Genomic DNA, 22,565 nt, shown 5'->3' with positions numbered 1-22,565 from the left:
GGCCATGATCGGATACTCTTGTGAAGTTGCTTTTGAAGCAACGGATCGGGATGTGGCGCAGCTTGGTAGCGCGCGTCGTTCGGGACGACGAGGTCGCAGGTTCAAATCCTGTCATCCCGACCAAACACAAAGAGGGCCCTCCACATGGAGGGTCCTCTTTTGTATGTCCGGTGGTAGGGCCGGCACGATTTCATGACACCGGCACCGGCGATCGTCCCGGCCAGGGCCCGGCCCCTGCCCCCCGGACACAACGCAGCCCCGGGAGGAAATCTCCCGGGGCTGTGCCGGATATCCGTGCCGCAGGCAGCCGGCCGTTGCTGCGCCGCGCCTGCCGTGTCGGGCTTGTTACATCGGGCTTGTTACATCGGGTCGGGCCAGTTGCCGACGTTCAGCGAGTGGGTCATGGGGTCGGGCCAGTTGCCCACCGCCTGGGCGGTGCGCATGGGATCGGGCCAGTTGCCGACGGCGGCAACGTCTGAGACATCGGTAAGTGAAGCAGCGGACAGCACGGCCGGGGCCGCGGCGGAGAATGCCAGTGCGCCCGCCAAAACGGCGCCGGCTGCAATCTTCTTCAACATAAGTTTCCTCAATATGGGTTGGGGTTCCTTAACCAAGTCAGCACTACCCTTGTTGACACACATTGTAAAATGGTTTCTACAGAGACTGTCAAGCATTTAGTACAAAGAATGTCCGGAATTAGGAGGTATCCGTGGGGAACGGATTTGGGGAGAAGCTCCGCGCGGAACGGCTCGAACGGGGCCTGACGCAGGCGGAGTTGGGCCGTGACCTGTACTCCCCCAGCTACATTTCTCTGCTGGAAACCGGACGCCGCGAGCCGACCGCCGATGTCATCGAGGAGCTTGCCCGCCGGCTTGAACTGGCCCCCAAGGCGCTCGAGGCCTGGAGCCAGCCGGTGTCCGTCAGCGACGCCGAATACGTGCTCGCGGGATTGTATGCCCGGCAGGCCTGGGACCTCCGGGACTACCCCGTGGCCGCCACCCACGCCGCCGCCGCCGCCAGGATCGCCCTGGAGGCCAAGAACACCAGCGCGTGGTGGAACATGACCTATATGCAGGCCGAGTGCCTGATCAAGCAGGGCCTCTGGCAGGAGTGCAAGGACGTGGTCCAGAATCTCCTGGAGCACCCGATGGCCGCGGAGTCTGCCGGGCTCGGCGTCCGGGCCCAGCAGATGCTCGCCGCAGCCTCGCAGGGCCAGGGGCAGCTGACCGCCGCCGTCGAGCATGCGCAGGAAGCGGTGCGGCTCTGCGCACAGCTGCCCAAAGGCTCCACCATGATCATCGGCGCCCTCCGCGCCCTGATTGGTGCCCTGGCCGAGAGCGGCCGGCTCGATGAGGCCTGGGAGTACTGCCAGGCCATGAACGACCAGATGGACGACCACTCGATGTCCCAGCTCGCCGGCGAGGTGGCCTGGGTGATCGGCAACGTGGCCTTCATGCGCCACGACTATCCCGAGGGGATCAAGTACCACGAGCGGGCCGGCCGGCTGCTCTCCCCGGCCAACGACATCGACCTGTGGGCCCGGTTCAACAAGGCCTCCGCCGCCGTCCGCCTCTCCTCGGGAATCGTCGAACCCGAGACGCTCTCATCGATCGAGCGCGCCGAACTGGCCCTGTCGATTGTCGGCGGCAACAAGACCGACCAGCTGGAGGTCGCCTTCATCCGGGCCCGCTGGCTCTACCTCACGGGCGACATCGTGGCCGCCGTCCAGAAGCTGCGCGAGATCCATGCCGAGCGGGAGGCTCTGGCCCGGCACACGGCCGGCGAGGTCTCCCTGCTCCTGGGGAAGGCGCTCAAGGCCGCCGGGGAGGCCGCGGAGGCGCTGGTGTACCTCGAGGAAGCCCAGAAGGAGTTCAGCGCGGCGGGCGCCTCGGACCGGGTCCAGCAGGCGCTGGACGCCGTGCTCGAGATCAAGCTCGCCCAGCGCCGGGCCGAGGCCGCTTCCGCGGAAGCCTAGCCCCGGCCGGACCGGGCTGGGCGAACGGCACAGCTAGGCGAACGTCCGGCCGGTGAGCTTCTCGTAGGCCTCCACGTAGCGGCTGCGGGTGCGCGCCACAACGTCGGCCGGAAGGACGGGCGGGGGCGTGTCCGAGGCCTTGTCCCAGCCCGACTCCGGCGAGGTCAGCCAGTCGCGCACATACTGCTTGTCATAGGACGGCTGCGCCTGCCCGGGCCGGTACGTGGCCGCATCCCAAAACCGTGAGGAATCCGGGGTCAGCACCTCGTCGCCGAGCGTGATGACGCCGGTCGCCGCGTCGAGGCCGAACTCCACCTTGGTGTCCGCCAGGATGATGCCGCGGCCGCGCGCGATTTCCTCGGCCTTGGTATAGATCTCCAGGGTCAGCCTGCTCAGGTCCGCCGCGACGTCCGCACCCACGAGGCCGACGACGGCGTCATAAGTGATGTTCTCGTCGTGCTCGCCCACCTCGGCCTTGGCCGACGGCGTGAAGATCGCCTCCTGCAGCCGTGACCCGTCAACCAGGCCGGCGGGCAGCGGGATGCTGCACACTGTGCCCGACGCGCGGTACTCCGCGAGCCCGGTGCCGGTGAGGTAGCCGCGGGCGATGCATTCGACCGGGAACATGTCCAGCTTCTTGCAGATCATTGCCCGGCCCTCGACGGCGGCGGGGACACCGTCGTCGGCCGTGGAGGCGAGGACGTGGTGCGCGACGCCGAGCTGGTCGAACCACCACAGGCTCAGCTGGGTCAGGATGCGGCCCTTGTCCGGGATCTCGCTGGCCAGGACGTGGTCGAACGCACTGATCCGGTCGCTGGCCACCACCAGGACACAATCCTGGCCGAAGCGTTCCGCGAGCGCCGGGTCCGTCGGGACGTAGAGGTCGCGGACCTTGCCGGAGTAGACGTGCCGCCAGCCGGGCAGGTCCTGCGTAGCGGTGTCGAGCCCGCCCTTGGGCGGGGTCTCAGGCGGGGTCTCAGGCGTGGTCTCGGGCTGGGTGCCGGGCGTCGGCGCTGCGGATTCGGTCACGTTCATGCCTTCGCTTTCGACGCGGCCGCGGTTCCCGGCCCGGCTACCCGGATCTGGCCGCGGGCGGCCTTGCCGCCGATGTCGGTGCGGAACTGGCTGCCGTCCAGCTGGACGAGCTCGACGCCGTCGTACGCCCGCTCCCGGGCCTCCACGAGGTCCGTGCCCAGCGCCACCACGGCCAGGACGCGGCCGCCGGCGGAGACGACCTTGCCTTCGCCGTCGAGCTTGGTCCCGGCGTGGATCACGTGGACGCCGTCCAGGGCGTCGACCTTCTTCAGGCCCCGGATGCGGTCGCCCGTCCGCGGGGTGTCGGGGTAGTTTTCGGCGGCCACGACGACGGCGACGGCCGTGTCCTTGGACCAGCGCAGGGGCTGCACCTTGTCCAGCTCGCCCTTGGCCGCTGCCATGAGCAGCCCGCCGAGGGGCGTCTTGAGCCGGGCGAGGACGGCCTGGGTTTCGGGATCGCCGAACCGGACGTTGAATTCGATGACCCGCGTGCCGCGCGAGGTCAGGGCGAGGCCGACGAAGAGGACGCCGACAAACGGGGTGCCGCGGTGCGCCATCTGGTTGACCGTGGGCTGGGCGACGCGGTCGATCACTTCCTGCACGAGGCCTTCGGGGGCCCACTCCAGCGGTGTGTACGCGCCCATGCCGCCGGTGTTGGGGCCCTCGTCGTTGTCGAAGATGCGCTTGAAGTCCTGCGCCGGGGACAGGGCCACGGTGTTGGTGCCGTCGCAAAGGACGAACACGGAGACCTCGGGTCCGTCCAGGAACTCCTCGATCACCACGGTGCCGCCCGCGTCGAAGCAGGTCTGGGCATGCGCGAGGGCCTCGTCCCGGTTGGAGGTGACCACGACGCCCTTGCCGGCCGCGAGCCCGTCGTCCTTGACGACGTACGGGGCGCCGAAGGTATCGAGGGCGTCGGCGGCTTCCCCGGCGTTGGAGGCAACGCGGGCCATTGCGGTGGGCACGCCGGCCTCGGCCATGACTTCCTTGGCGAATGCCTTGGACGCTTCCAGCTGGGCCGCGGCCTTGCTGGGGCCGAAGACCGGGACGCCGGCGGCGCGGACGGCGTCGGACACGCCGGCTGCGAGCGGCGCCTCCGGACCGACCACCACCAGGTCAACGGTGAGCTTGAGGGCCAACGCCGCGACGGCGTCGGGATCGTTCGCGTCGATCGCATATGTGGGGACCAGCGCGCTGATGCCGGCGTTGCCCGGGGCCGCGTGGACCTCGGAAACGTTCGGGTCTGCAAGCAAGGATCGGACAATGGCGTGTTCGCGGCCGCCGGGGCCGATGACAAGTACCTTCACAGTCTCCAAGGGTACGTGGTGCACCCCGCAGGCTCCTAAGCTGTGTCGGCCGCCGGACATGCTCAATTTTCGCGGCGGCGCCTCGCGGGCGCCGGGCAATCCTGAGCGCGGCGCCCCCGGCGCAGGGCGGCAATCCTGAGTCCGGCAGTCCCGGGCACCAGGCAATCCTGAGCTCAGCAGCGCCGGGGACCGGGGGCAACCCGCGGGACATGCCCAGTCCCGGCCGCGGCCACTGGGCATAATGCCACCATGCCCATGCCTGGCTCCCGAGGCTGGACATGTCCCGTGGTGCCGGAGAGCATGTCCCTGCCGGGGTGCCAAGGCTGGACATGTCCTACTGGGTCCGGGGAGCATGTTGCACGCGCCAAGTTACGGCCGGACATGTCCCCGGCCGCCTGTCACAGACCCAGGCACCAGCCGCGGGACTGCATCTGAGTCCGCAGCGCGGCTCCGACGGGCGCCGGGCAATCCGGGGGACATGTCCTGCCCCGGCCGCGGCCAATGGGCACAATGCCACCATGCCCACGCCCGGGTCCCAAGACTGGACATGTCCCGTGGTGCCGGAAAACATGCCCACGCCCGGGTCCCAGGACTGGACATGTCCCGTGGTACCGGAAAACATGCCCACGCCCGGGTCCCAAGACTGGACATGTCCCGGGGACCGCGGGGCATGTCCACGCCAGGGTCCGGCAGGAGGGCATGCGCACACGCCCGGAACCAGGCCCGGCGCCGGACAATCCGCGGGGCGCGCGGCTACGAATGGCATGTATGAACAAACCCAGCATGAAGCCCAGCAAGCGGTCCCGCGGCGCCACAGCCCTGGCCGCGGTGGCCGGAGTGGCTGCGGCCGCCGTCGTCCTGTCCGTCGCGGAACTGATCGGGGCGTTTTTCACCACACGGGCGACGCCCCTGATTGCGCTGGGATCGACGTTCATCGACTTCACGCCGCTGTGGATGAAGAACTTCGCCGTCGAAACGTTCGGCACCAACGACAAGGCCGCGCTGTTCGTCGGCATGGCGGTCACGATCCTGCTCCTGGCGTGCGTGCTCGGCATCGTGGCGTACCGGAAATGGGCCCTGGGGGTGGCAGGGGTGGTGCTGATGGGCGCCGTGATCGTCGGCAGCGTGGTGACGCGGGCCAGCGTCAAGCCGATCGATGCCATTCCCTCCCTGATCGGCACCGTCGCCGGGCTGGTGGTGCTGCGGCTTCTGATCACCCGGCTGTGGCGGATGCAGGAATGGCCGGACCGGGCCGCGGACGTCGCCGCGAAGGAACCCGAGCGTCCGGCGACCACTCGGCGCGGGTTCTTCGCCGCCGCCGGCATCACCGCGGCCGCCTCGGCCGTCGCCGCCACCGGCGGACGCCTGCTGAGCGCGGCCCGCAGCAACGTGGCCGCGGCCCGCGAGTCGCTGCAGCTGCCCGCGCCCGCCAAGGCCGCCGCCGCGGTCCCGGCCGGGGTCCAGTCCAAGGCGCCCGGCGTCACGCCGTGGCTGACCCCGAACAAGGACTTCTACCGGATCGACACGGCGCTGAGCGTGCCGGAGATCAACGTCCAGGACTGGGAACTGCGCATCCACGGTCTCGTGGAACAGGAGGTCCGGCTTACCTTCCAGGACCTGCTCGACGCCCAGCTCATCGAATCCCATGTGTCCCTGACCTGCGTGTCCAACCCGGTCGGCGGCAACCTGGCCGGCAACGCCAAATGGCTGGGCATGCCCATCCGCGACGCCCTGAAGCTGGCCCGCCCCACACAGGGCGCGGACATGGTGCTTTCCACCTCGGCTGACGGCTTCAGCGCCTCCACCCCCTTGGAGGTCCTCCAGGACGATCGCGACGCGATGCTGGCGATCGGCATGAACGGCGAGGCGCTCCCGCTCGAGCACGGCTACCCGGTGCGGATGGTGGTTCCAGGCCTGTACGGCTTCGTCTCCGCCACCAAGTGGGTGGTGGACCTGGAGGTGACCCGGTTCACTGACAGCAAGGCGTACTGGACCCAGCGCGGCTGGTCCGAACGCGGCCCGATCAAGACCATGGCGCGGGTCGAGGTGCCCAAGTCCTTCGCCAAGGTCCCCGCCGGAAAGATCGCCATCGGCGGCACCGCGTGGGCCCAGACCCGCGGGATCACCAAGGTCGAGGTGCAGATCGACAGCGGGCCCTGGACCGAGGCGGTACTCTCCGACGAGGCCTCCCTCATCACGTGGCGGCAGTGGTCCCTGGACTGGGATGCCACGCCGGGCCCGCACTACATCAAGGTGCGCGCCACGGACGGCAAGGGCGAGGTCCAGACGGACAAGCGGGCGGATCCGGTTCCGGACGGCGCCTCCGGCTGGCAGTCGGTGATGGTGACCGTGGAATAACCGGGGTATCAGCACCGGGCACCATAGACTTGCAGCATGGCTTTGAACCCGCATGCAACATTCACAGTCGACTCCGCCGTCGAACTGGCAGTCATCGAACGCAGCGGCTTCGTGGAGTCCCGCCACATCGGCTCGGCCGTGGTGCTGGCCGCGGACGGGACGGTAGTGATCGAGCTCGGCGATGTGAACGCCCCGATCTTTGCCCGGTCCACGCTCAAACCGTTGCAGGCCCTGGCCTCGATGCAGTCCGGCGTGCCCCTGCGGGGCGCCCAGGTGGCCATCGCGTGCGGCAGCCACGTCGGATCCCTGGATCACATGGACGTGGTCGAGGGCATGCTCAAGGCGGCCGGGGCCAAGGAAGACCAGCTGCAGTGCCCGGCCGACTGGCCCCAGGATGAGACCGCCCGGAACTGGCTCGTCCAGACCGAGCGGGGCAAGTCCCGGCTGGCCTTCAACTGTTCGGGCAAACACGCCGCGTTCCTTTGGGCGTGCACGGAGAACGGCTGGGACAAGAACAGCTACCTCGAACCCAACCACCCGCTGCAGCAGCGCATCCGCTCCGTGATCGAGGAGTACTGCGGCGAACGCATCACCCACCTGGGCATCGACGGCTGCGGCGCGCCGGTTGCCGCCGTCTCCCTGATCGGCCTGGCCCGGGCCTACTCGAAGCTGGCCAAGGCCCCGGGCGACAAGAACTCGAACGCGCGGGCAGCCACCATTGCCACGTCCATGCTGGACTACCCGTGGGCCGTCCAGGGGCGCGGGCAGGCCAACACGATCGTCATGGACGAACTCGGCATCCTGGCCAAGATCGGCGCCGAGGGCGTCCTGGTCATGGCCACCCGCCAGGGCGTCTCGGTTGCCATCAAGATGCTCGACGGCAACATCCGGGCCACCACGCTGGTCGGGCTGACGCTCCTCGCGGCCTCCGGCGCCGTCGAAATCCCTGAAGTGTCCAGCGTCCTGGACAAGGTGGTGGACCCGGTACTGGGCGGGGGACGCCCGGTAGGCAAGATCCGGCTCGGGCGGGCCGTCGCGGCACTGCTGGACTAGGAGACTCGGGAAAGTGGCTGTATCGCGCCGTCGAATCGCCGTGGACGAGGGCCGCGCGGCCCTCGCCGCGTGGCAGGAAGCCACCGCGCCCGCTCCGGGCCCGAACGTGCCGGCCGGGGTCCCGGGCTCTGGAGGACCCGGCGCCGTCCCGCGCACGACGATCGCGACGGCGGTGCGCTACTGCCTGGAGGAAGTCACCGCGCGGGCGCCCGGGAACTCCGTGGAGGTGCGCGTCCCGCCGTTCGGCGTCACCCAGTGTGTGGAGGGCCCGCGGCACACGCGCGGCACCCCGCCAAACGTCATCGAGTGCGACGCCGACACCTGGCTGGCGATGGTCAGCGGACGATTGAGCTGGGCCGACGCCGTCGCCGCCGGCCGTGTTGCCGCCTCGGGACTGCGCGCGGACCTGTCCGCCCTCCTGCCCCTCTAGGCCCCCCCCGGCGGCGTCCCTCAGGACCCACCAGCCGGCGCCCGCGCCCGCAGCCGTGCCTCAGCCGCGCCCGATGAACGGCATGCCCGCAGCCGTCACCACGAGGGATCCCACGTTGGCCGACGCCGGCATCCCGGCCATCAGCAGCACGGCCCGGGCGGCGTCCTGCACCGCAAAGGTCGGCTCGGCCCGCAGGCTGCCGTCTGCCTGGGCGGTCCCGGAGCCGACGCCGATCTCCTCCATGAGTTCCGTCGCCGCGTTGCCGATATCGATTTGTCCGCAGCTGATGCCGAAGCCCCGGCCGTCCAGGTCAATGCTTTTAGTCAGCCCGGTGATGGCGTGCTTGGTCACCGTGTAGGCCACGGTCCGCGGCCGGGGCGAATGCGCCGCGACCGACCCGTTGTTGATGATCCGTCCGCCCTGGGGCGACTGGGCCTTCATGGCCCGGACGGCGGCGGCGGCGCAGAGGAGGGACCCCGTGAGGTTCACGGCGACGGTCGCGTCCCAGTCCTCCACGGTGATCTCGTCCACCGCGGCGGCGGGGCCGAACACGCCGGCGTTGTTGAAGAGCACGTCCACGCGCTCCCACTGCCCCAGCGCGGCGGCGAAAAGCCGTTCGACGTCGGCGGGGACGGTGACATCGCACGGGACCGCGAGCGCCTGGCGGTGGCCGGCCGCGGTCTCTCGGAGCGGTTCTTCCCGCCGCCCCGCGAGGACCACCCGGTAGCCCTCGGCCAGCATGAGCCTGGCCACTGCGCGGCCGATGCCGGAACCGGCTCCGGTGACAACGGCGACCCTTCCGGGGGTGTGGTGCTGGCTCATGAGGTCCTCCTCGACGGTTAGGCGCTGCCCGGCCAGCGTACCGCCGAGACGGCACATCACGGCAGTGTTTCGCGTCCGGAACGCCGCGAGCTGTCTCCTCGGGGGCGTCGGCTGGCGGCTGGCGGCGCTTCAGCCCGGCCGCGGGGCGGACGGCCGAGCGGCAGCCGCCTAGCGGGAGTCGTCGCCGCGGTCCCGGGCCTGCCGGCCCGTGCGGTAGCCGGACCAGAACGCCAGCAGGAGCAACCCGATGCTGATCAGCGCGACCCCTGCCCAGATCCACGGGCCCATGACCATGAGCCCCTGCAGCACAACGGGCCCCGTGGCCACCGGAGCATACGCTACCCAGCCAAAGTCCTCCTGCGTCACCGGCTGGGCAAGAAGGGCCAGCCCGGCGAGCAGCATGGCCGCGGCAGTGAGCGGCACCGCCACACGGCCCAGCAGATTCTTCCGGGCACGGCCGGTGTTCCGATTCCCCCGCGGCTCCATGGCCATACTGTAACCGTTCGGCGCGGCGAACCGGCTGGGGAAACGGCCTACTCGATGATCAGGTCAGGTACGGGCCTGCGCCCTCTTGCCCGCCAGCGAGCCCCCCAAGGTGGAGTTTGAGCGCCCGGCACCGCCGCGCCGCCCCCTGATCACCCGGGCGGACGATCCGGGCACGGCGGCCCGGCCATCGGCGCTGCGGTCCCTGATCAGGCCGGTTCCGGCGATTTCCCTTGCCTGGGCGACGCCGGCAACGGCGGCTTTCTTGGTGGGAAACGTCACTGAGACTGCCATCAGTTGCCCTGCCCCGTCCATCATCCGAATGCGGTAGCCGCCCTCGGGCGCGTCCACGAGCTCAAAATATCCCGCCATTTGCAACACTCCTAGTTCCCTCGTATCCCCCGCCGGGATATTAGTAAGTGTACTTATTTTACGGTGCGGGGAAAGTGCTGAAGGTCCCGCCCTTCGTCCGCCGGCGGTCGCCGCGGCGGGGCCGCGGGGGCCACTGCGGTCGCCGCGGCGGGGATCACGGAAGCGGGGTGTCGCTGCGGCGGACGCCGTCTTCATGCAGTTCCAGCGCGCTCATGACGAGGGCGAAGTGGCTAAAGGCCTGCGGCGTGTTGCCCAGCTGCCGGCCGGTCTCGACGCCCCACTCCTCGCTGAGGAGCCCGACGTCGTTGCGCAGCGCCAGCAGGCGCTCGAACAGCTCCCGGGCCTCATGGCGCCGGCCAGCCCCGATCAGGGCCTCGACCAGCCAGAAGGAGCATGCCAGGAACACCCCCTCCTCGCCGGGCAGCCCGTCATCGCTCTGTGCCGGCAGGTAGCGTCGCAGGAAGCCGTCGTGCGTCAACTCGCGCTGGACCGCATCGATGGTTCCGATGATGCGCGGATCATCCGGCGGGAGGAACCCCACCCGGGGCAGCAGCAGGAGGCTCGCATCCAGCTCCGGCCGCCCGTAGGACTGCACGAATGTGTTGCGGTCGGCGTCGAACCCGTTGGCCATGACCTCGGCGTGGATGGCGTCACGCAGCTCCTCCCAACGGTCCGCCGGGCCGGTCAGGCCGAAGTCCCGGACGCCCTTGACCATGCGGTCCGCCGCTACCCAGGCCATCACCTTGGAGTGCGTGAAATGGCGTTGCGGGCCGCGCATTTCCCACAGCCCGTTGTCCGGCTGGCGCCAGGCCGTCTCCAGATGTTCCATGAGGGCCACCTGGACGTCCCAGGCGTCGTCGGTGTGCTTGAGCAGGGAGTTCCGGGTCAGGGACAGGCAATCGAGGACCTCGCCCCAGACGTCGAGCTGCAGCTGGCCGGCCGCACCGTTACCGGTCCGCACCGGAGCGGAGTTTTCGTAGCCCTTCAGCCACGGCAGTTCGAGCTCCGGCATCCGGCGTTCGCCGTGGAGCCCGTACATGATCTGCAGATCCGCCGGGTCCCCGGCGATGGCGCGGAGCAGCCAGTCGCGCCACGCGCCGGCCTCCTCCGTGTAGCCCGCGGCGAGCAGCGCCTGCAGCGTGAGCGTGGCGTCGCGGAGCCAGCAGAAGCGGTAGTCCCAGTTCCGGGTACCGCCGATCTCCTCCGGCAGGGACGTCGTGACGGCGGCCACGATCCCGCCGGTCGGGGCAAACGTCAGGGCCTTGAGCGTGATCAGCGAGCGCTGGACGGCGTCGCGGTAGCGCCCGGTGACCGTGCACTTCGCCGACCATCGAAGCCAGAACTCCTCGGTCGACGCCAGGACCGTTTCCGGGTTCACCGACCGCGGCCGGCCGAGGTGGCTGGGGCTCCAGGTCAGCACGAAGGGCACACGCTCCCCGGCCTTGACCGTGAAGTCGCTGACGGTATGCATCCGCTCACCGCGCAGGGGCGCCTCGGTCACCAGGTAGGCGGCATCAGGCCCGGCGACGGCGTGGATCCCGAGCTCGTCGTGGCGGACCCACGGCACAATATGGCCGTAGTCGAACCGGAGCGCCAGTTCGCCGCGCATCCGCACCGTGCCGCGGACACCGACCACGATCCGCACGATATCCGCCACCTCGTCGCGGGGCGGCATGAAGTCAATGATCCTGACCTTGCCCTCGGGCAAATCCCACTCGGTTTCCAGGATCAGCGTGCCCTTGCGGTAGCGGCGGCGCGTGCATTCCCCGCCGCCCGCCGGCGCCAGGAGCCACCGGCCGGCCGCGGGGGAATCGAGGAGGGCGCTGAAACAGGCCGGCGAGTCGAAGCGCGGCAGGCACAGCCAGTCGATGGAGCCTTCGGTGCTGATCAGGGCAGCGGTGTGCAGATCGCCGACCATTGCGTAATCCTCGATGCGTACCATGACACTTACAGTGCCACACCGCCGTCGCCCCCGGCACGGTAGAGGGAGCACGGTGGAGGGAGCATGGCGTCGGCGGAAGGGGAAGGGGCATGGCAGGGCACGTGGCCGCTGTGCGGATCGGCACATCCGGCTGGAGCTATGACCACTGGGACGGGGTCCTCTATCCGCCGGGCCTGCCGGCCCGGGACAGGCTGGCATATTACGCGGCCCGCTTCGACACCGTGGAATTGAATGCCAGCTTCTACCGCTGGCCGAAAGAGGGCTCATTCGCCAGCTGGCGCCGCCGCCTGCCCGACGGTTTCGCCCTGTCCGTCAAGGCGCCCCGCGGCCTGACGCACGCCAAGAAGCTTTACGCCCCCGAGGTCTGGGCGGACCGGATCACCCGGTGCTGGCACGAACTCGGCGACAAGCGGGCCGTGCTGCTCGTCCAGCTGCCCCCGGGCTTAGCGCGCGACGACGCCCGGCTGGACTACTTCCTGGCGGCTCTGCCCGGCTGGATCCGTGTCTGTGTGGAGTTCCGCCACCCCAGCTGGGACGACGACGCCGTGTACGCCCTGCTGGAACGTCACGGCGCGGCCTACTGCATCATGAGCGGCGCCGGGCTCCCGTGCGTCCTGCACGCCACCGCGGCGTTCGTCTATATCCGGCTGCACGGCCCCGACCACGACGTCCTGTACGGCGGATCCTATTCCGATGACGACCTGCGCTGGTGGGCGGACCGGATCCGCGAGTGGCAGGCCGGCGGGAAAGACGTCTACGCGTACTTCAACAACGACGGCGGCGGCAACGCCGTCCGCAACGCCGCCACACTGCGCGGGCTGCTGGGTTAGCCGCCACGCTGGTAATCCGGCGTGGCGGGGGCCCGCGTCCGGGGACCCCGCCGGCACAGCCGGAGCCCGGCACTGTGGGAGAGTGGAGGCATGGAATTGGCCTCGCAACCAGCGCAGCAGCTGCCCGTGTCCGGCAACAGGGCCTTCCGGCTCGCCCACTGGGTGTCGGACACCGTCAACGGGTTCCGGCTCAAGACGGCCCGGCGCTGGAAGTTCAGCCCGCAGACAGTCGCCTATCAGGGCTACGGCTCGACCGAGTGGGTCAGGGTACTGGGCCGCGTGGTCCTCACCAGCCGGCCGGTGCCCGGCGGCAAGGCGGAGCGGCTGGCCCTGAACGGCAACCAGAACTTCCGCGGCTGGCGGGCGTTCACGAGCGTCCCGGTCCAGTTCACCGAGGTGGAGATCCAGATCGGCGGCGTCACCACCCGCGTGCATGCGGACCGCGGCGGCCTGGTGGACACCCTGGTTCACGTGGCGTTGACCCCGGGCTGGCATACGGCCGTGCTGCGCGCCGAGGGAACGGAACCGGTCGAGGCCAGGATTTTCGTGATCTCGCCGGACACCAGGCTCGGCATCGTCTCGGACATTGACGACACCATCATGGTCACCGCCCTCCCCCGGCCCTTCCTGGCGCTGTGGAACACCTTCGTCCTGAACGAACGGGCCCGGATGGCGACACCCGGCATGGCCGTCCTGCTGGATCGGCTCAAGGTGGAGCACCCGGAGGCGCCGGTGATCTATCTGTCCACCGGACCGTGGAACGCAGCTCCCACCCTGGCCCGTTTCATCGCCCGGAACCTCTATCCCTCGGGCGCGCTGCTGCTCACGGACTGGGGGCTGACGCACGACCGCTGGTTCCGCAGCGGCCAGGAACACAAACGGCGGAACCTTGAGCTGCTGGCCCAGGAGTTCCCGAACATGCGCTGGCTGCTGTTCGGCGACAACGGCCAGCACGATGAAGAGATTTACTCCGGCTTCGCGCAGAAGCACCCGGACCAGGTGGCCGCGATCGGCATCCGGCAGCTCTCGGCCAGTGAGGCCGTCTTCGCCGGCGGCCACTCCGACACCGGAGACCACTCGGAGTCCTCCGTCCCGTGGTTCTATTCGCCCGACGGCGCGGGGCTCGCCAAGGGCCTGCAGGACTTGGATCTGCTCTAGGTTGACCCGGTTTGAGGGGCGTCAGCTCGCCGGGTGCGGCTCTCCGACGTCGGCGGTTTCGTCCTGCCCGCCGGCGCCGCCGGGCTGCGCTGCGCTGCCGGGCTCTCCGGCGGACGCCGAGCTTCGGGCCGCAATGACCTCCTGGAGCCAGTAGTAGGAGGCCTTCGGCGTGCGGACCTGGGTATCGAAATCGACGTGCACCAGACCGAACGGCTGCTTGTAGCCGGCGGACCACTCGAAGTTGTCCATGAAGGACCACACATAGTAGCCGCGAAGGTCGACGGCCTCGGCGGCGCCGCCGGGACGTGTCGCTTCCAGGGCCGTGCCGATGTGGTCTGCAAGGTAACGCAGGCGCCGTTCGTCCGGGATTATCCGTTGGTTCGCCCCGACAGGCTGGACCACGACGTCCTCGAAACTGGCCCCGCCCTCGGTGATGAAGACCGGGGGCAGATCCGGGTAGCGGTCGGCCATCTCGGCCAGGGCGACGGACATGTATTGGGGCTTGACCGGCCAGCCGTAGGCCGTGGTCTCGGTGTCCGGGAACTGCGCGATGTGGAAGGGCGCACCGGGTGTCCCACTGAGGTCGTCCCCCATGGCCTCGGCCATGCCGGGCGGCACGGCCCCCTCACCCGGACCCGCCCCGACAAGGGTGGGCATGTAGTAGTTCAGGCCGTAGAAATCCAGGGGCTGGGAAATCAGCTCCATGTCTTCGCTGGACGGGCTGAAGGACGACGAAAAGAAGGTGGCGGCCCGGATGACATCCGGGTATTTGCCGAGCAGCACCGGATCGGCGTAGAGCCGGTTCTGCGCCACATCCATGAGTCCGGCACTGACCTTGTCCAGCGGGTTCGCGGTGGCCGGGACCATCGGTGAGTAAACGTTGGTGATGCCGATGTCGCCCGGCACCTTGGCGGCGCGCAGCGCCTGGAGCGCCAGGCCGTGGCCCAGCAGTTGGTGGTGCACGCTGGGGAGGGCCTTGAGCATGAGGGCCTCCCCGGGCGCGTGCATGCCCAGGGCGTAGCCGTTGGTGGTGACTGTGGCGGGCTCGTTGACAGTCACCCAGCGCCTCACGCGGTCCCCGAAGGCAGCCGCGGCGATGGCGGCGAAGTCCCCCAGCCGGTAGGCCGTGTCACGGTTCATCCAGCCGCCGGCCTCATCCAGGGGCAATGGGGTGTCCCAGTGGTAGAGCGTGGCCATGGGGGAAATGCCGTTGGCGAGCAACAGGTCGATCAGCCGGTCGTAGAAGTCCAGCCCGGCAGGGTTCGCGGGCCCGCTCCCGCCGGGCTGGATCCTGGACCAGGACAGCGAAAACCGGTACGAGTCGATCCCCAGCTCCTTCATCAGAGCCACGTCCTCGGGCATCCGGTGGTAGTGGTCGCAGGAAACGGCCGGACTCTGGTCCTCCACGATCGAACCCGGCTTCGCGGCGAAGACATCCCATCCGGAAGGGCCGCGGCCGTCTTCATCGAGTGCACCCTCGATCTGGAAGGCGGAGGTCGCTACACCCAGGGTGAAGCCGGGCGGAAGAAGGGAAGCCAGATCCTTGGCGGAAGCGTTCATCGACGGGGACCTCTATGTAGTTTCGGTGGTTGGTTGACTGATTTTAGGCTCCCCCGGGGGTGAGCGCCACGACCCTGGCCGTTTGACGGACGCGATGCCAACGGCCACTGTTGATCGGTGCACGTGAAAATTGAACAAGGCGTCAACCGCCGGCCGCCATCGGCGCCGCCCAGCCCCGGCCGGCAGACGGCAGCCCTCCTTTGCTTCCTGGCGGTCTCCCATGGGGTGTCCTTCGTGGCGTCGCTGGTCATTATCGGCAACGCCGGCGGCTGGTACGCGGCGGCAGAGAAGGCTCCGTGGACTCCGCCGGGCTGGGCCTTCGGAGCGGTCTGGACGGTGCTCTACACGACAATGGCAGTGGCGGCGTGGCTCGTCTGGCGCCGGGAAACAGGACTTCGCTCCGGGCGCGGCCGGGGGGCCATGACCGTCTACGCCATCCTGCTGCTCGTCAACCTCGCCTGGGCGCCCCTGTTCTTCGGCATGTACCCCATGGCCGGCGGGGCCGCGCTCTGGCTGGCCCTGCTGCTCATCGCCGTCCATGCGGTGGCCGCCGCCGTCACGGTGGTCCGGTTCGGCCTGATCAGCCGGGCAGCGGGCCTGCTCATGCTGCCGTACCTCTCCTGGATCGTGTTCTCGCTGAGCCTGAACGCCTATGCCGCCGCCAGCAACTGATCCTGGCATCTGCTGGTCCCTGCCGTTCAGAACAGCGACGTCTCCGGCCCGAACAGGAAGACTTTGGCGTGCTCCACGGCCTTGCGGAAGGCATCGTTCCGCAGCGTCACGAGCTGCTCAGCCTCATCCAGCGAGGGTTCCAGATACTCCGTGAAGCCGGGCCTCAGCACCCAGATATCACCCGCGGGCGGCAGGTAGAACACGCCGAAGGACCGGTGCTGGCTGTCTTCATCTGTCCAGACCGGGACCACCGCCAGCGCCGCACCCGTGTCGATGTTGATCCATTGCGCACGGGGCAACGGGGCCTCATGCGCCTCCGGGTCCAGGAACGGCGCCGTTCCCTCGCCCCAGCGCGCTTCGAAGCGCTCGTGGAACACCGGCATAAGGTGCGAATCGTAGCGGCGCCATGCGCTCATGGCTGGTCTCCTCCTCAGTGGATGGGGCTGCTGGATGTAACTGCTGGGTGGGTTCCTGCCCGGGTCAGCGGCCTGGCCAGGAGAGTTTCCCCGTCACGGCCCGGGTTCCCAGCGGACGGGGAGCACGCGCACAAGGGGATCCCGACGCCGGATGATGCGCACCGGGATGTCGCGGCTGCCTTGGCCGGCATGGTCGTTCCGGTGCTGGAAGGTGTCGTCCTCGACGGCCTCGACGGCGGAACGCCAGCGGCCGGCGTCGTACTCCGCCCGGCTCCTGGCGTCCCGCAGCACGGCGAAAGCGTGCAGAATGGCGCCGACATCGGGAGGATCGACGTCAGACTGGCCGACGTCGGGATGGTGCCGGCGCATCAGCGCCCGGAAGGCGCGGCCAATCTCCTGCCGGCCCGCCTCCGGCGAGACGTGCAATAGCGCGTAGTAGCCTCGGGGATCAGGGTTCCTGCCGGGCATGATCGGCCTCCGTTGCATGGAGCCGGAGCCGGAGCGACGCTGCGGGCGCCGCGCCGGCCCGGGGGCTACTTCCCGATCTCCTGCATCTTGTCCTGCGAACGGGTGACTTCAATCTTCCGCGGCTTGGCCGCCTCCGCCACCGGGATGCGGAGCGTCAGGACGCCGTCGGCGTAGTTCGCCTTGACGTTCTCCGTATCCAGGGTGTCGCCGAGGATCAGCTGGCGGCTGAACACTCCACGGGGACGCTCCGAGACCATCAGTTCCACGTCGGGCTGCGCCGGATCGCGCCGTTCCGCCCGGACCGTCAGGACATTGCGCTCAATGTCGAGCCCGATCGAGTCGACATTGACCCCCGGAAGATCGAAGGCGACGACGAATACGCCGTCTTCCTGCCATGCGTCCATGGGCATGGGCGCGGGGCGTGCCACCGTCCCGAACACCTGCTGGGCAAGCCGGTCGAAGTCACGGAACGGGTCCGTCCGAATCAACATCATTTCCCACTCCTTCAGCGAGACTTGATCTGCATTCCTTCTACAACCCACCTCAAGTTTTCTGTGGTGGCGGGTATAGATTTTTTATAGCACCGGTGAAACACTGATGCAAGGGAATTTCCGGCCGGAACGGGAGGAAGACCATGGCGGACCGAGGCGCGAATTCAGGCCTGTACGCCATCTCGGTCGTGGCGCAGCTGGTGGGCACGGGGCAGCAGAATATCCGGCTCTACGAGCGCCGGGGGCTCCTCGCGCCGGACCGCACCGCGGGTGGCACCCGGCAGTACAGCGACGCAGACCTTGTGGTGCTGCGGCGGATCGGCCAGCTCCTGGCAGAAGGGCTTAACCTGGCCGGCGTGGCCAAGGTGATGGAACTCGAGGCCGCCAACGCCCGGCTGCGGGCCGAACTCAAGCGGGCGCGCAGCCGCTGACGGGGCTCAGTCCTGGCTGGTGTCGGCGGTGGAGAGCGTCCCGGTGACCTGTTCGCCCGGAATCCGCGCCGTCCGCCAGGTGTCCAGCGCAATGACGCCGCCCAGGATCACGAGCGAGATCGAGAAGGCGCCCAGGGCATCGGTCATCCAGTGGTAGCCGAGGTACAGGCGGCTGACGGCGGCGAAGAAGATGCCGATCCCCGCCACGATGAAGGCGATAACAGCGGACATGGGGTTCTTCCGGCGCGAAAAGACCAGGTACGTGGTCACCAGCAGGAAGTCGCACGCGCCGAGGACGTGGCCGGACGGAAACGAGAACGTGGAGTCTGCGCCGAAGAGCATGAGGTCGATCGGAGGCCGGTGGCGTTCGACGATGTGGCCGATAATCTGCGCCAGAATGACGCCGGTCAGCATGGCACCGGCCAGGAGCATCGGCCGCCAGGCATGCTTGGCGATCAGGCCCCAGGCCACCGTCACGATCAGGACGATGATTGGCAGGCCGATGGGGCCGAAGATGATCGCCAGGATGATCATGATGATGGTGGTGGGTTCCGCGCGCAGGGTCAGGAGCCAGGTCCGCACGGGCTCATCCGCTGCCGAGATGCCGGCGTGCTGCAGGACTCCGGCGAGGATTACCACGAACAGCACGGCGCCCGCGATCATCAGCACGACGGCGGTCCGGTAGAGATTCCGGCGCGCCGTCACGCTCATGAAGCGCTCCTCCACGACGAACTTTTCGTGGAAGGTCCGCCACCGTCCCTGGGGTTTGCCTGCTTGAGCCTGTGCCATGTCGCTGTGCCGCCTTTGCGCCGTGTTGTGGATGGTCCCCGTTGAAGATTATCCCTGTTATTTACCGGGCGGCGGGCACATGGGCCGCCCGGGCTTCCCGCGGGATGGTCCCGGGCCGGCGGCCGGTTGCGTAACCCGCCGGCCGGACAGGGCAGGGCCTTGCTGTGAGCCGCTTCACAGTGTAGCCTCCAACACAACTTGTGATGCTTATAAAGCAACTCTTAGGAATCAATGATGAGCTGGATGGAGAACAACATGGTCGAGGAAAAGCCTGACGGCGCCGGCGCAAGGCGGAACCGCGGCAAGGTCACCGACGTGGAGACCTACGGCATTGAGCGGATCCCCGAAAAGGACCGCAATGCCAGCGCCTTTGACTTGTTCAGGGTTTCGTTCGGCGGAGCCAACACCTTTGCCACCGCCTTCCTGGGCGCATTTCCGATCCTGTTCGGCCTGTCGTTCTGGCAGGGGCTCGCCGCGACGGTGACGGGCCTGGTTGTCGGCGCCCTCCTGCTGGCGCCCATGGCCGTCTTCGGCCCCACGAACGGAACCAACAACGCGGTGTCCTCCTCCGCCCACCTGGGCGTGCACGGCCGGGTGGTCGGATCATTCCTGTCACTGCTGACCGCGCTGGCATTTTTCTCCATCTCGGTCTGGAGCTCCGGCGATGCCCTGGTCGGCGGGCTGAACCGGCTCGTTGGCCTGCCGCAGGACATGGGCTCGTTCGCCGTCGCCTACGGCCTCTTCGGTGGACTCGTTCTGGTGGTCTGCGTCTACGGGTTCAAGTTCATGCTGCTCGTGAACAAGATTGCCGTCACCGCGGCCACCCTGCTGTTCGTTGTCGGGTTCATCGCCTTCGCGGGCGACCTCAACCTGAACTTCGAGGGTGCCTTCGGCACCGGATTCGACGGCGTCGGCGTCGCAGGGTTCATCCCGGCGTTCATCGGCGCGGCACTGATCGTCATGTCCAACCCCATCTCCTTCGGCGCGTTCCTGGGCGACTGGGCGCGCTACATCCCCACCGCCACCCCGAAGCGCAAAGTCATGGGCGCGGCGCTGCTGGCCCAGCTGGCCACCCTTATTCCGTTCGTCTTTGGCCTGGCCACGGCGTCCATCATCGCCACCAAGGCGCCGGAATTCATGGACCCGGCGGCGCCGAACTACGTCGGCGGCCTGCTGGCGGTCTCCCCGGCCTGGTACTTCATCCCGCTCTGCGCCATCGCCCTGATCGGCGGCATGTCCACCGGGGCGTCCTCGCTGTACGGGACCGGCCTTGACTTCAGCAGCGTCTTCCCGAGGTTCAACCGGGTCCAGGCCACCCTGTTCATCGGGGTCCTGGCGATCGCCTTCATCTTCGCCGGCCGCTTCGCCTTCAACCTCGTCCAGAGCATTTCCACGTTCGCCACCCTGATCGTGACCTGCACCGCGCCCTGGATGGTGGTGATGATCATCGGTTTCATCACCCGCCGCGGCTGGTACGACGCCGATGCCCTCCAGGTGTTCAACCGGCGCCACACCGGCGGACGGTACTGGTTCAACCACGGCTGGAACCTGCGCGGCATGACGGCCTGGCTGGTCAGCGCCGCCGCCGGGTTGAGCATGGTGAACATGCCCGGCCAGTTCCAGGGGCCCCTGGGCAACCTGGCCGGCGGTGTGGACATCAGTCTGCCGGCATCGCTGGGGCTTGCCGCTGTCCTCTACCTCGGGCTGCTGTGGATCTTCCCGGAGCCGCGCGGAGTGTTCCCGGCGGCCGGGCCGCGCTGGATCCCCTCGAAGGACACCCCGGTGCCGCCGGTCATCGATGCGGCTGGAAACACCGTCGCTGCCGGAACACCGGAGGCAGCCGCGCCGGGCTTGCACGGCGACTTCGACACGGAACTGGTGGGCCAACGGTGACGTGGTTCGATCTCAGCGTTCCGCTGCGCACCGGAATGCCTGTCTATCCCGGCGACCCGGAGGTCCGGATCGCATCGGCACTGACCGTGGAGGCCGACGGCGCCAACGTGCTCTCGCTCGGGCTCGGCTCCCATTCGGGTACCCACGCCGACGCACCCCTGCATGTGGGCGACGGCTGGGCAGCTTTGGACGAATTGCCGCTGTCCCTTTTCGGCGGCGTCGCCGAAATCGTGGATGTCCGGGACGTGGCCCGCGGCGGCGCCATCACCGCCGCGCACCTGGCGGGGATCGCCCCGGCGGGCTCCGCCGGAAATCCTGCGGAACCTGGAAATCCGGACAATCCCGATAAGATCCTCCTGCTGCACACCGGCTGCGCAGCGGCGTGGGGAACGGAGGAGTACCTCAAGCACCCATGGCTGGAGCCTGCGGCGGCGCAACTGATCGTGGACCGCGGCTACCGCGCCGTAGGCCTGGATGCCCTCAGCGTGGATCCAACCTCCCCCGGCGCCACGCACGGCGACCAGCAGGGCAACCAGCACGGCAACCCGGCCGGCGGCGGCTTCCCCGCCCACGACATCCTGGCCGGAAACGGCTGCATCATCGTGGAAAACCTCACCGGACTGGAGCAGGTCCAGCGGGCCACAGACGCAGGATCCGACGTCGAGCTCTTCCTCTTTCCCCTCAATATCCCCGGGGCCGACGGCGCCCCGATCCGGGCCGTGGGCCGGCCGCTGCCGGCTGCGGCGCTGCAGCCGGCAGCGCCCCGCGCCCTCAGCCGCGAAGAGGTCCAGGAGGCAGCCGGCCGCCTGGTCGCCGCCTTCGCCGCCACGGACACCGAGGCCTACTTTGCGGCCTTCAGCCCGGAGGCGACCTTCATCTTCCATCCGGAAGCCCGGCGCCTTGGGTCCCGCTCCGCCTACCGCACCCTTTGGGACAGCTGGCTCGCCGGTGGTTGGCGTGTGCTCGAATGCCGGAGCAGCGAGCAGGATATCCAGCTCCTCGGTGCTACCGCGGTGTTTTCGCACCGCGTGGCCACGACGGTCCGGGTTGACCGGGACGGTGGCCGGGATACGAGCGATGAACGGGAGACCATCATCTTCTCCCGCGCCTCCGACGGAGGCATTGTTTGCGTCCACGAGCATCTTTCGGCCTGCCCGCAGTGATGCCGGGTGATTAGACTCACTGGGACCACCCGGGCCTGGGTGGATCTGCAGGTCAGCCGCCCGGGCCGCAATCTGCGGGCATTTGGCGTCCGCACGGGCCACGCGCACATGCGGCGTGGTGATTTGACGGGCCAATAAATATGACGTTACTGTTCCTGAATCCATTGGGGCCGACTAGAAGTACTCCAAGAAAGACAGAGCGATGACCACCATTACCGAGCCCATTGAGATCCAGGTCGACAACCGGCGCGTGCTCGACGACCGACTCAACGACGCCGTCCGCGGGCTGCAGCAGCTCGCCATGACAACCGGGACGCACGGCATTTTGCTCACGCGGCACAAGCCGGGCCACTACACCGCGGCCCTCTCCGACCAGGTCCCCTTCGGCATGACCCGGGAACAGGTTCACTAAGCAACCAGCAAACCGGACGCTGAGAGCCGGACTCAAAAGAGCCAGGTCCCGGGCGGCTGAGCATCGACTCGCCGCCCGGGACCTTTTTGGTGCTTAAGGCACTGCCATCCGTCAGTGCCAGTTACCCGTCGTGGACGGTTTACCGGTCCTCGGGTTACCAGTCATGGACGGTGCCGTCGACGAGGCGGTTGTAGGGCAGGTAGGCCTGCTGGTAGGGGAACGCGGCGGCGGCTTCTTCGTTGAATTCGACGCCGATGCCGGGCGCCTCGCCGGGGTGCAGGTAGCCGTCGACGAAGGTCATGGATTGTTCGAAGACCTCGTTGGTCGCATCCGAGTGCTGCATGTATTCCTGGATCCCGTAGTTGTGGATCGCCAGGCCCACGTGCAGCTGCGCGGCGAACCCGACCGGGGAGATGTCGGTGGGGCCGTGGAAGCCGGACTTGACCTGGTACTGCGCGGCGTAGTCCATCACCTTCTTCAGCGGGCTGATCCCGCCGAAGTGGGT

24 protein-coding genes and 1 tRNA gene are annotated in these 22,565 nt (G+C 68.6%); 12 read left to right on the top strand and 13 right to left on the bottom strand.

The genetic code is table 11. The annotated features are described in order from the left end of the window. Positions 1-46 precede the first annotated feature (46 nt). A tRNA-Pro gene (locus AC1DGD_RS00125) sits at positions 47-123 on the top strand. 236 nt (positions 124-359) lie between these two features. Here AC1DGD_RS00125 and AC1DGD_RS00120 read toward each other — a convergent pair. Continuing rightward, positions 360-578: a hypothetical protein gene (locus AC1DGD_RS00120; RefSeq protein ID WP_018776166.1), complete on the bottom strand. Its 219-nt coding sequence runs from the start codon at positions 576-578 to the stop codon at positions 360-362. A gap of 131 nt (positions 579-709) precedes the next feature. On the opposite strand from AC1DGD_RS00120, the gene AC1DGD_RS00115 reads away from it, so the two are divergent. Then, positions 710-1,975 carry a helix-turn-helix domain-containing protein gene (locus tag AC1DGD_RS00115; protein WP_476855510.1) on the top strand — a complete coding sequence of 422 codons (1,266 nt, stop codon included), beginning with the start codon at positions 710-712 and terminating at the stop codon, positions 1,973-1,975. A gap of 33 nt (positions 1,976-2,008) precedes the next feature. Here the strand turns inward: AC1DGD_RS00115 and AC1DGD_RS00110 are convergent, their stop codons facing one another. Continuing rightward, positions 2,009-3,010: a phosphoribosylaminoimidazolesuccinocarboxamide synthase gene (locus AC1DGD_RS00110; protein WP_476855509.1), complete on the bottom strand. Its 1,002-nt coding sequence runs from the start codon at positions 3,008-3,010 to the stop codon at positions 2,009-2,011. Beyond that, complete coding sequence (gene purD / locus AC1DGD_RS00105; protein ID WP_476855508.1) at positions 3,007-4,317, bottom strand: phosphoribosylamine--glycine ligase; 1,311 nt, start codon at positions 4,315-4,317, stop codon at positions 3,007-3,009. The genes AC1DGD_RS00110 and purD overlap by 4 nt, the downstream gene beginning before the upstream one ends. Before the next feature lie 783 nt (positions 4,318-5,100). Between purD and AC1DGD_RS00100 the strand changes: the two genes are divergently transcribed. From AC1DGD_RS00100 to AC1DGD_RS00090, 3 genes are read left to right on the top strand one after another with little or no spacing between them, the layout of a single operon-like run. Next, positions 5,101-6,675, top strand: a complete 1,575-nt coding sequence (locus AC1DGD_RS00100) for a molybdopterin-dependent oxidoreductase (protein WP_476855507.1) — start codon at positions 5,101-5,103, stop codon at positions 6,673-6,675. Between the two features lie 36 nt (positions 6,676-6,711). Further along, positions 6,712-7,728 (top strand): asparaginase, encoded by a 1,017-nt coding sequence (locus AC1DGD_RS00095; RefSeq protein WP_079555582.1) that lies wholly within the window; start codon positions 6,712-6,714, stop codon positions 7,726-7,728. Positions 7,729-7,741: 13 nt separating this feature from the next. Further along, positions 7,742-8,158: a sterol carrier family protein gene (locus tag AC1DGD_RS00090; RefSeq protein WP_476855506.1), complete on the top strand. Its 417-nt coding sequence runs from the start codon at positions 7,742-7,744 to the stop codon at positions 8,156-8,158. A 60-nt stretch (positions 8,159-8,218) separates the two neighbouring features. Here the strand turns inward: AC1DGD_RS00090 and AC1DGD_RS00085 are convergent, their stop codons facing one another. The 4 genes from AC1DGD_RS00085 to AC1DGD_RS00070 all read right to left on the bottom strand — a co-directional run bounded on the left by AC1DGD_RS00085 (position 8,219) and on the right by AC1DGD_RS00070 (position 11,777). After that, on the bottom strand, positions 8,219-8,980 hold the full coding sequence (locus AC1DGD_RS00085; protein WP_223913589.1) for an SDR family oxidoreductase: 762 nt from the start codon (positions 8,978-8,980) through the stop codon (positions 8,219-8,221). A 168-nt stretch (positions 8,981-9,148) separates the two neighbouring features. Beyond that, a complete protein-coding gene (locus tag AC1DGD_RS00080) occupies positions 9,149-9,466 on the bottom strand; it encodes a hypothetical protein (protein ID WP_476855505.1) in 318 nt (105 codons plus the stop codon). Between the two features lie 63 nt (positions 9,467-9,529). Beyond that, complete coding sequence (locus AC1DGD_RS00075; protein ID WP_223913587.1) at positions 9,530-9,835, bottom strand: hypothetical protein; 306 nt, start codon at positions 9,833-9,835, stop codon at positions 9,530-9,532. A gap of 154 nt (positions 9,836-9,989) precedes the next feature. Next, positions 9,990-11,777: a glycoside hydrolase family 15 protein gene (locus tag AC1DGD_RS00070; RefSeq protein ID WP_476850261.1), complete on the bottom strand. Its 1,788-nt coding sequence runs from the start codon at positions 11,775-11,777 to the stop codon at positions 9,990-9,992. A gap of 89 nt (positions 11,778-11,866) precedes the next feature. Here AC1DGD_RS00070 and AC1DGD_RS00065 point away from each other — a divergent pair, with 89 nt between their 5' ends. Both AC1DGD_RS00065 and AC1DGD_RS00060 read left to right on the top strand, forming a co-directional pair. Next, on the top strand, positions 11,867-12,607 hold the full coding sequence (locus tag AC1DGD_RS00065; RefSeq protein WP_476855504.1) for a DUF72 domain-containing protein: 741 nt from the start codon (positions 11,867-11,869) through the stop codon (positions 12,605-12,607). A 90-nt stretch (positions 12,608-12,697) separates the two neighbouring features. Then, the gene (locus tag AC1DGD_RS00060) at positions 12,698-13,765 is read left to right on the top strand and encodes an App1 family protein (protein ID WP_230010202.1); all 1,068 of its coding nucleotides are present in this window, start codon (positions 12,698-12,700) and stop codon (positions 13,763-13,765) included. Positions 13,766-13,786: 21 nt separating this feature from the next. Here AC1DGD_RS00060 and AC1DGD_RS00055 read toward each other — a convergent pair whose 3' ends face one another. Continuing rightward, complete coding sequence (locus AC1DGD_RS00055; RefSeq protein WP_476855503.1) at positions 13,787-15,325, bottom strand: GH1 family beta-glucosidase; 1,539 nt, start codon at positions 15,323-15,325, stop codon at positions 13,787-13,789. 123 nt (positions 15,326-15,448) lie between these two features. Here AC1DGD_RS00055 and AC1DGD_RS00050 point away from each other — a divergent pair, with 123 nt between their 5' ends. Beyond that, a complete protein-coding gene (locus AC1DGD_RS00050) occupies positions 15,449-15,997 on the top strand; it encodes a TspO/MBR family protein (RefSeq protein WP_230007698.1) in 549 nt (182 codons plus the stop codon). Positions 15,998-16,023: 26 nt separating this feature from the next. Here AC1DGD_RS00050 and AC1DGD_RS00045 read toward each other — a convergent pair whose 3' ends face one another. The 3 genes from AC1DGD_RS00045 to AC1DGD_RS00035 form a co-directional block, all read right to left on the bottom strand. Continuing rightward, entirely contained in the window at positions 16,024-16,413 is a 390-nt protein-coding gene (locus AC1DGD_RS00045) for a hypothetical protein (protein ID WP_230007693.1), read from the bottom strand. Positions 16,414-16,506: 93 nt separating this feature from the next. After that, positions 16,507-16,881, bottom strand: a complete 375-nt coding sequence (locus tag AC1DGD_RS00040; protein WP_476855502.1) for a J domain-containing protein — start codon at positions 16,879-16,881, stop codon at positions 16,507-16,509. 65 nt (positions 16,882-16,946) lie between these two features. Next, a complete protein-coding gene (locus tag AC1DGD_RS00035; RefSeq protein ID WP_290370254.1) occupies positions 16,947-17,375 on the bottom strand; it encodes an Hsp20/alpha crystallin family protein in 429 nt (142 codons plus the stop codon). A gap of 140 nt (positions 17,376-17,515) precedes the next feature. Here AC1DGD_RS00035 and AC1DGD_RS00030 point away from each other — a divergent pair, with 140 nt between their 5' ends. Beyond that, complete coding sequence (locus AC1DGD_RS00030) at positions 17,516-17,803, top strand: MerR family transcriptional regulator (RefSeq protein WP_028276131.1); 288 nt, start codon at positions 17,516-17,518, stop codon at positions 17,801-17,803. 6 nt (positions 17,804-17,809) lie between these two features. On the opposite strand, the gene AC1DGD_RS00025 is transcribed toward AC1DGD_RS00030, so the two are convergent. Then, positions 17,810-18,592 (bottom strand): phosphatase PAP2 family protein, encoded by a 783-nt coding sequence (locus tag AC1DGD_RS00025; RefSeq protein ID WP_230007696.1) that lies wholly within the window; start codon positions 18,590-18,592, stop codon positions 17,810-17,812. A 234-nt stretch (positions 18,593-18,826) separates the two neighbouring features. Between AC1DGD_RS00025 and AC1DGD_RS00020 the strand changes: the two genes are divergently transcribed. The 3 genes from AC1DGD_RS00020 (at position 18,827) to AC1DGD_RS00010 (ending at position 22,060) form a co-directional block, all read left to right on the top strand. Beyond that, positions 18,827-20,485 (top strand): purine-cytosine permease family protein, encoded by a 1,659-nt coding sequence (locus tag AC1DGD_RS00020; protein WP_476855501.1) that lies wholly within the window; start codon positions 18,827-18,829, stop codon positions 20,483-20,485. Further along, positions 20,482-21,648, top strand: a complete 1,167-nt coding sequence (locus AC1DGD_RS00015) for a cyclase family protein (RefSeq protein WP_476855500.1) — start codon at positions 20,482-20,484, stop codon at positions 21,646-21,648. Before AC1DGD_RS00020 ends, AC1DGD_RS00015 begins: the two co-directional genes overlap by 4 nt. 202 nt (positions 21,649-21,850) lie before the next feature. Then, positions 21,851-22,060 carry a hypothetical protein gene (locus tag AC1DGD_RS00010; protein ID WP_028276129.1) on the top strand — a complete coding sequence of 70 codons (210 nt, stop codon included), beginning with the start codon at positions 21,851-21,853 and terminating at the stop codon, positions 22,058-22,060. A 154-nt stretch (positions 22,061-22,214) separates the two neighbouring features. On the opposite strand, the gene AC1DGD_RS00005 is transcribed toward AC1DGD_RS00010, so the two are convergent. Beyond that, a partial coding sequence (locus tag AC1DGD_RS00005) for an enolase C-terminal domain-like protein (protein ID WP_476855499.1) occupies positions 22,215-22,565 on the bottom strand: 351 nt, incomplete at its 5' end.

Source organism: Arthrobacter sp. 05T45 (assembly GCF_056395875.1).
The sequence above is the reverse complement of the archived record's forward strand: the minus strand, read 5'-3'. Positions and strand labels throughout refer to the sequence as shown.

Bases quoted from the DNA above. Each gene is read 5' to 3' on its own strand.
- AC1DGD_RS00065 (WP_476855504.1), top strand. From the start codon at position 11,867: ATGGCAGGGCACGTGGCCGCTGTGCGGATCGGCACATCCGGCTGGAGC.
- AC1DGD_RS00010 (WP_028276129.1), top strand. From the start codon at position 21,851: ATGACCACCATTACCGAGCCCATTGAGATCCAGGTCGACAACCGGCGC.
- AC1DGD_RS00075 (WP_223913587.1), bottom strand. From the start codon at position 9,835: ATGGCGGGATATTTTGAGCTCGTGGACGCGCCCGAGGGCGGCTACCGC.
- AC1DGD_RS00110 (WP_476855509.1), bottom strand. From the start codon at position 3,010: ATGAACGTGACCGAATCCGCAGCGCCGACGCCCGGCACCCAGCCCGAG.
- AC1DGD_RS00045 (WP_230007693.1), bottom strand. From the start codon at position 16,413: ATGAGCGCATGGCGCCGCTACGATTCGCACCTTATGCCGGTGTTCCAC.
- AC1DGD_RS00080 (WP_476855505.1), bottom strand. From the start codon at position 9,466: ATGGAGCCGCGGGGGAATCGGAACACCGGCCGTGCCCGGAAGAATCTG.
- AC1DGD_RS00085 (WP_223913589.1), bottom strand. From the start codon at position 8,980: ATGAGCCAGCACCACACCCCCGGAAGGGTCGCCGTTGTCACCGGAGCC.
- AC1DGD_RS00040 (WP_476855502.1), bottom strand. From the start codon at position 16,881: ATGCCCGGCAGGAACCCTGATCCCCGAGGCTACTACGCGCTATTGCAC.
- AC1DGD_RS00055 (WP_476855503.1), bottom strand. From the start codon at position 15,325: ATGAACGCTTCCGCCAAGGATCTGGCTTCCCTTCTTCCGCCCGGCTTC.
- AC1DGD_RS00020 (WP_476855501.1), top strand. From the start codon at position 18,827: ATGAGCTGGATGGAGAACAACATGGTCGAGGAAAAGCCTGACGGCGCC.
- AC1DGD_RS00025 (WP_230007696.1), bottom strand. From the start codon at position 18,592: ATGGCACAGGCTCAAGCAGGCAAACCCCAGGGACGGTGGCGGACCTTC.
- AC1DGD_RS00095 (WP_079555582.1), top strand. From the start codon at position 6,712: ATGGCTTTGAACCCGCATGCAACATTCACAGTCGACTCCGCCGTCGAA.
- AC1DGD_RS00060 (WP_230010202.1), top strand. From the start codon at position 12,698: ATGGAATTGGCCTCGCAACCAGCGCAGCAGCTGCCCGTGTCCGGCAAC.
- AC1DGD_RS00070 (WP_476850261.1), bottom strand. From the start codon at position 11,777: ATGGTACGCATCGAGGATTACGCAATGGTCGGCGATCTGCACACCGCT.
- AC1DGD_RS00035 (WP_290370254.1), bottom strand. From the start codon at position 17,375: ATGATGTTGATTCGGACGGACCCGTTCCGTGACTTCGACCGGCTTGCC.
- AC1DGD_RS00100 (WP_476855507.1), top strand. From the start codon at position 5,101: ATGAAGCCCAGCAAGCGGTCCCGCGGCGCCACAGCCCTGGCCGCGGTG.
- AC1DGD_RS00030 (WP_028276131.1), top strand. From the start codon at position 17,516: ATGGCGGACCGAGGCGCGAATTCAGGCCTGTACGCCATCTCGGTCGTG.
- AC1DGD_RS00120 (WP_018776166.1), bottom strand. From the start codon at position 578: ATGTTGAAGAAGATTGCAGCCGGCGCCGTTTTGGCGGGCGCACTGGCA.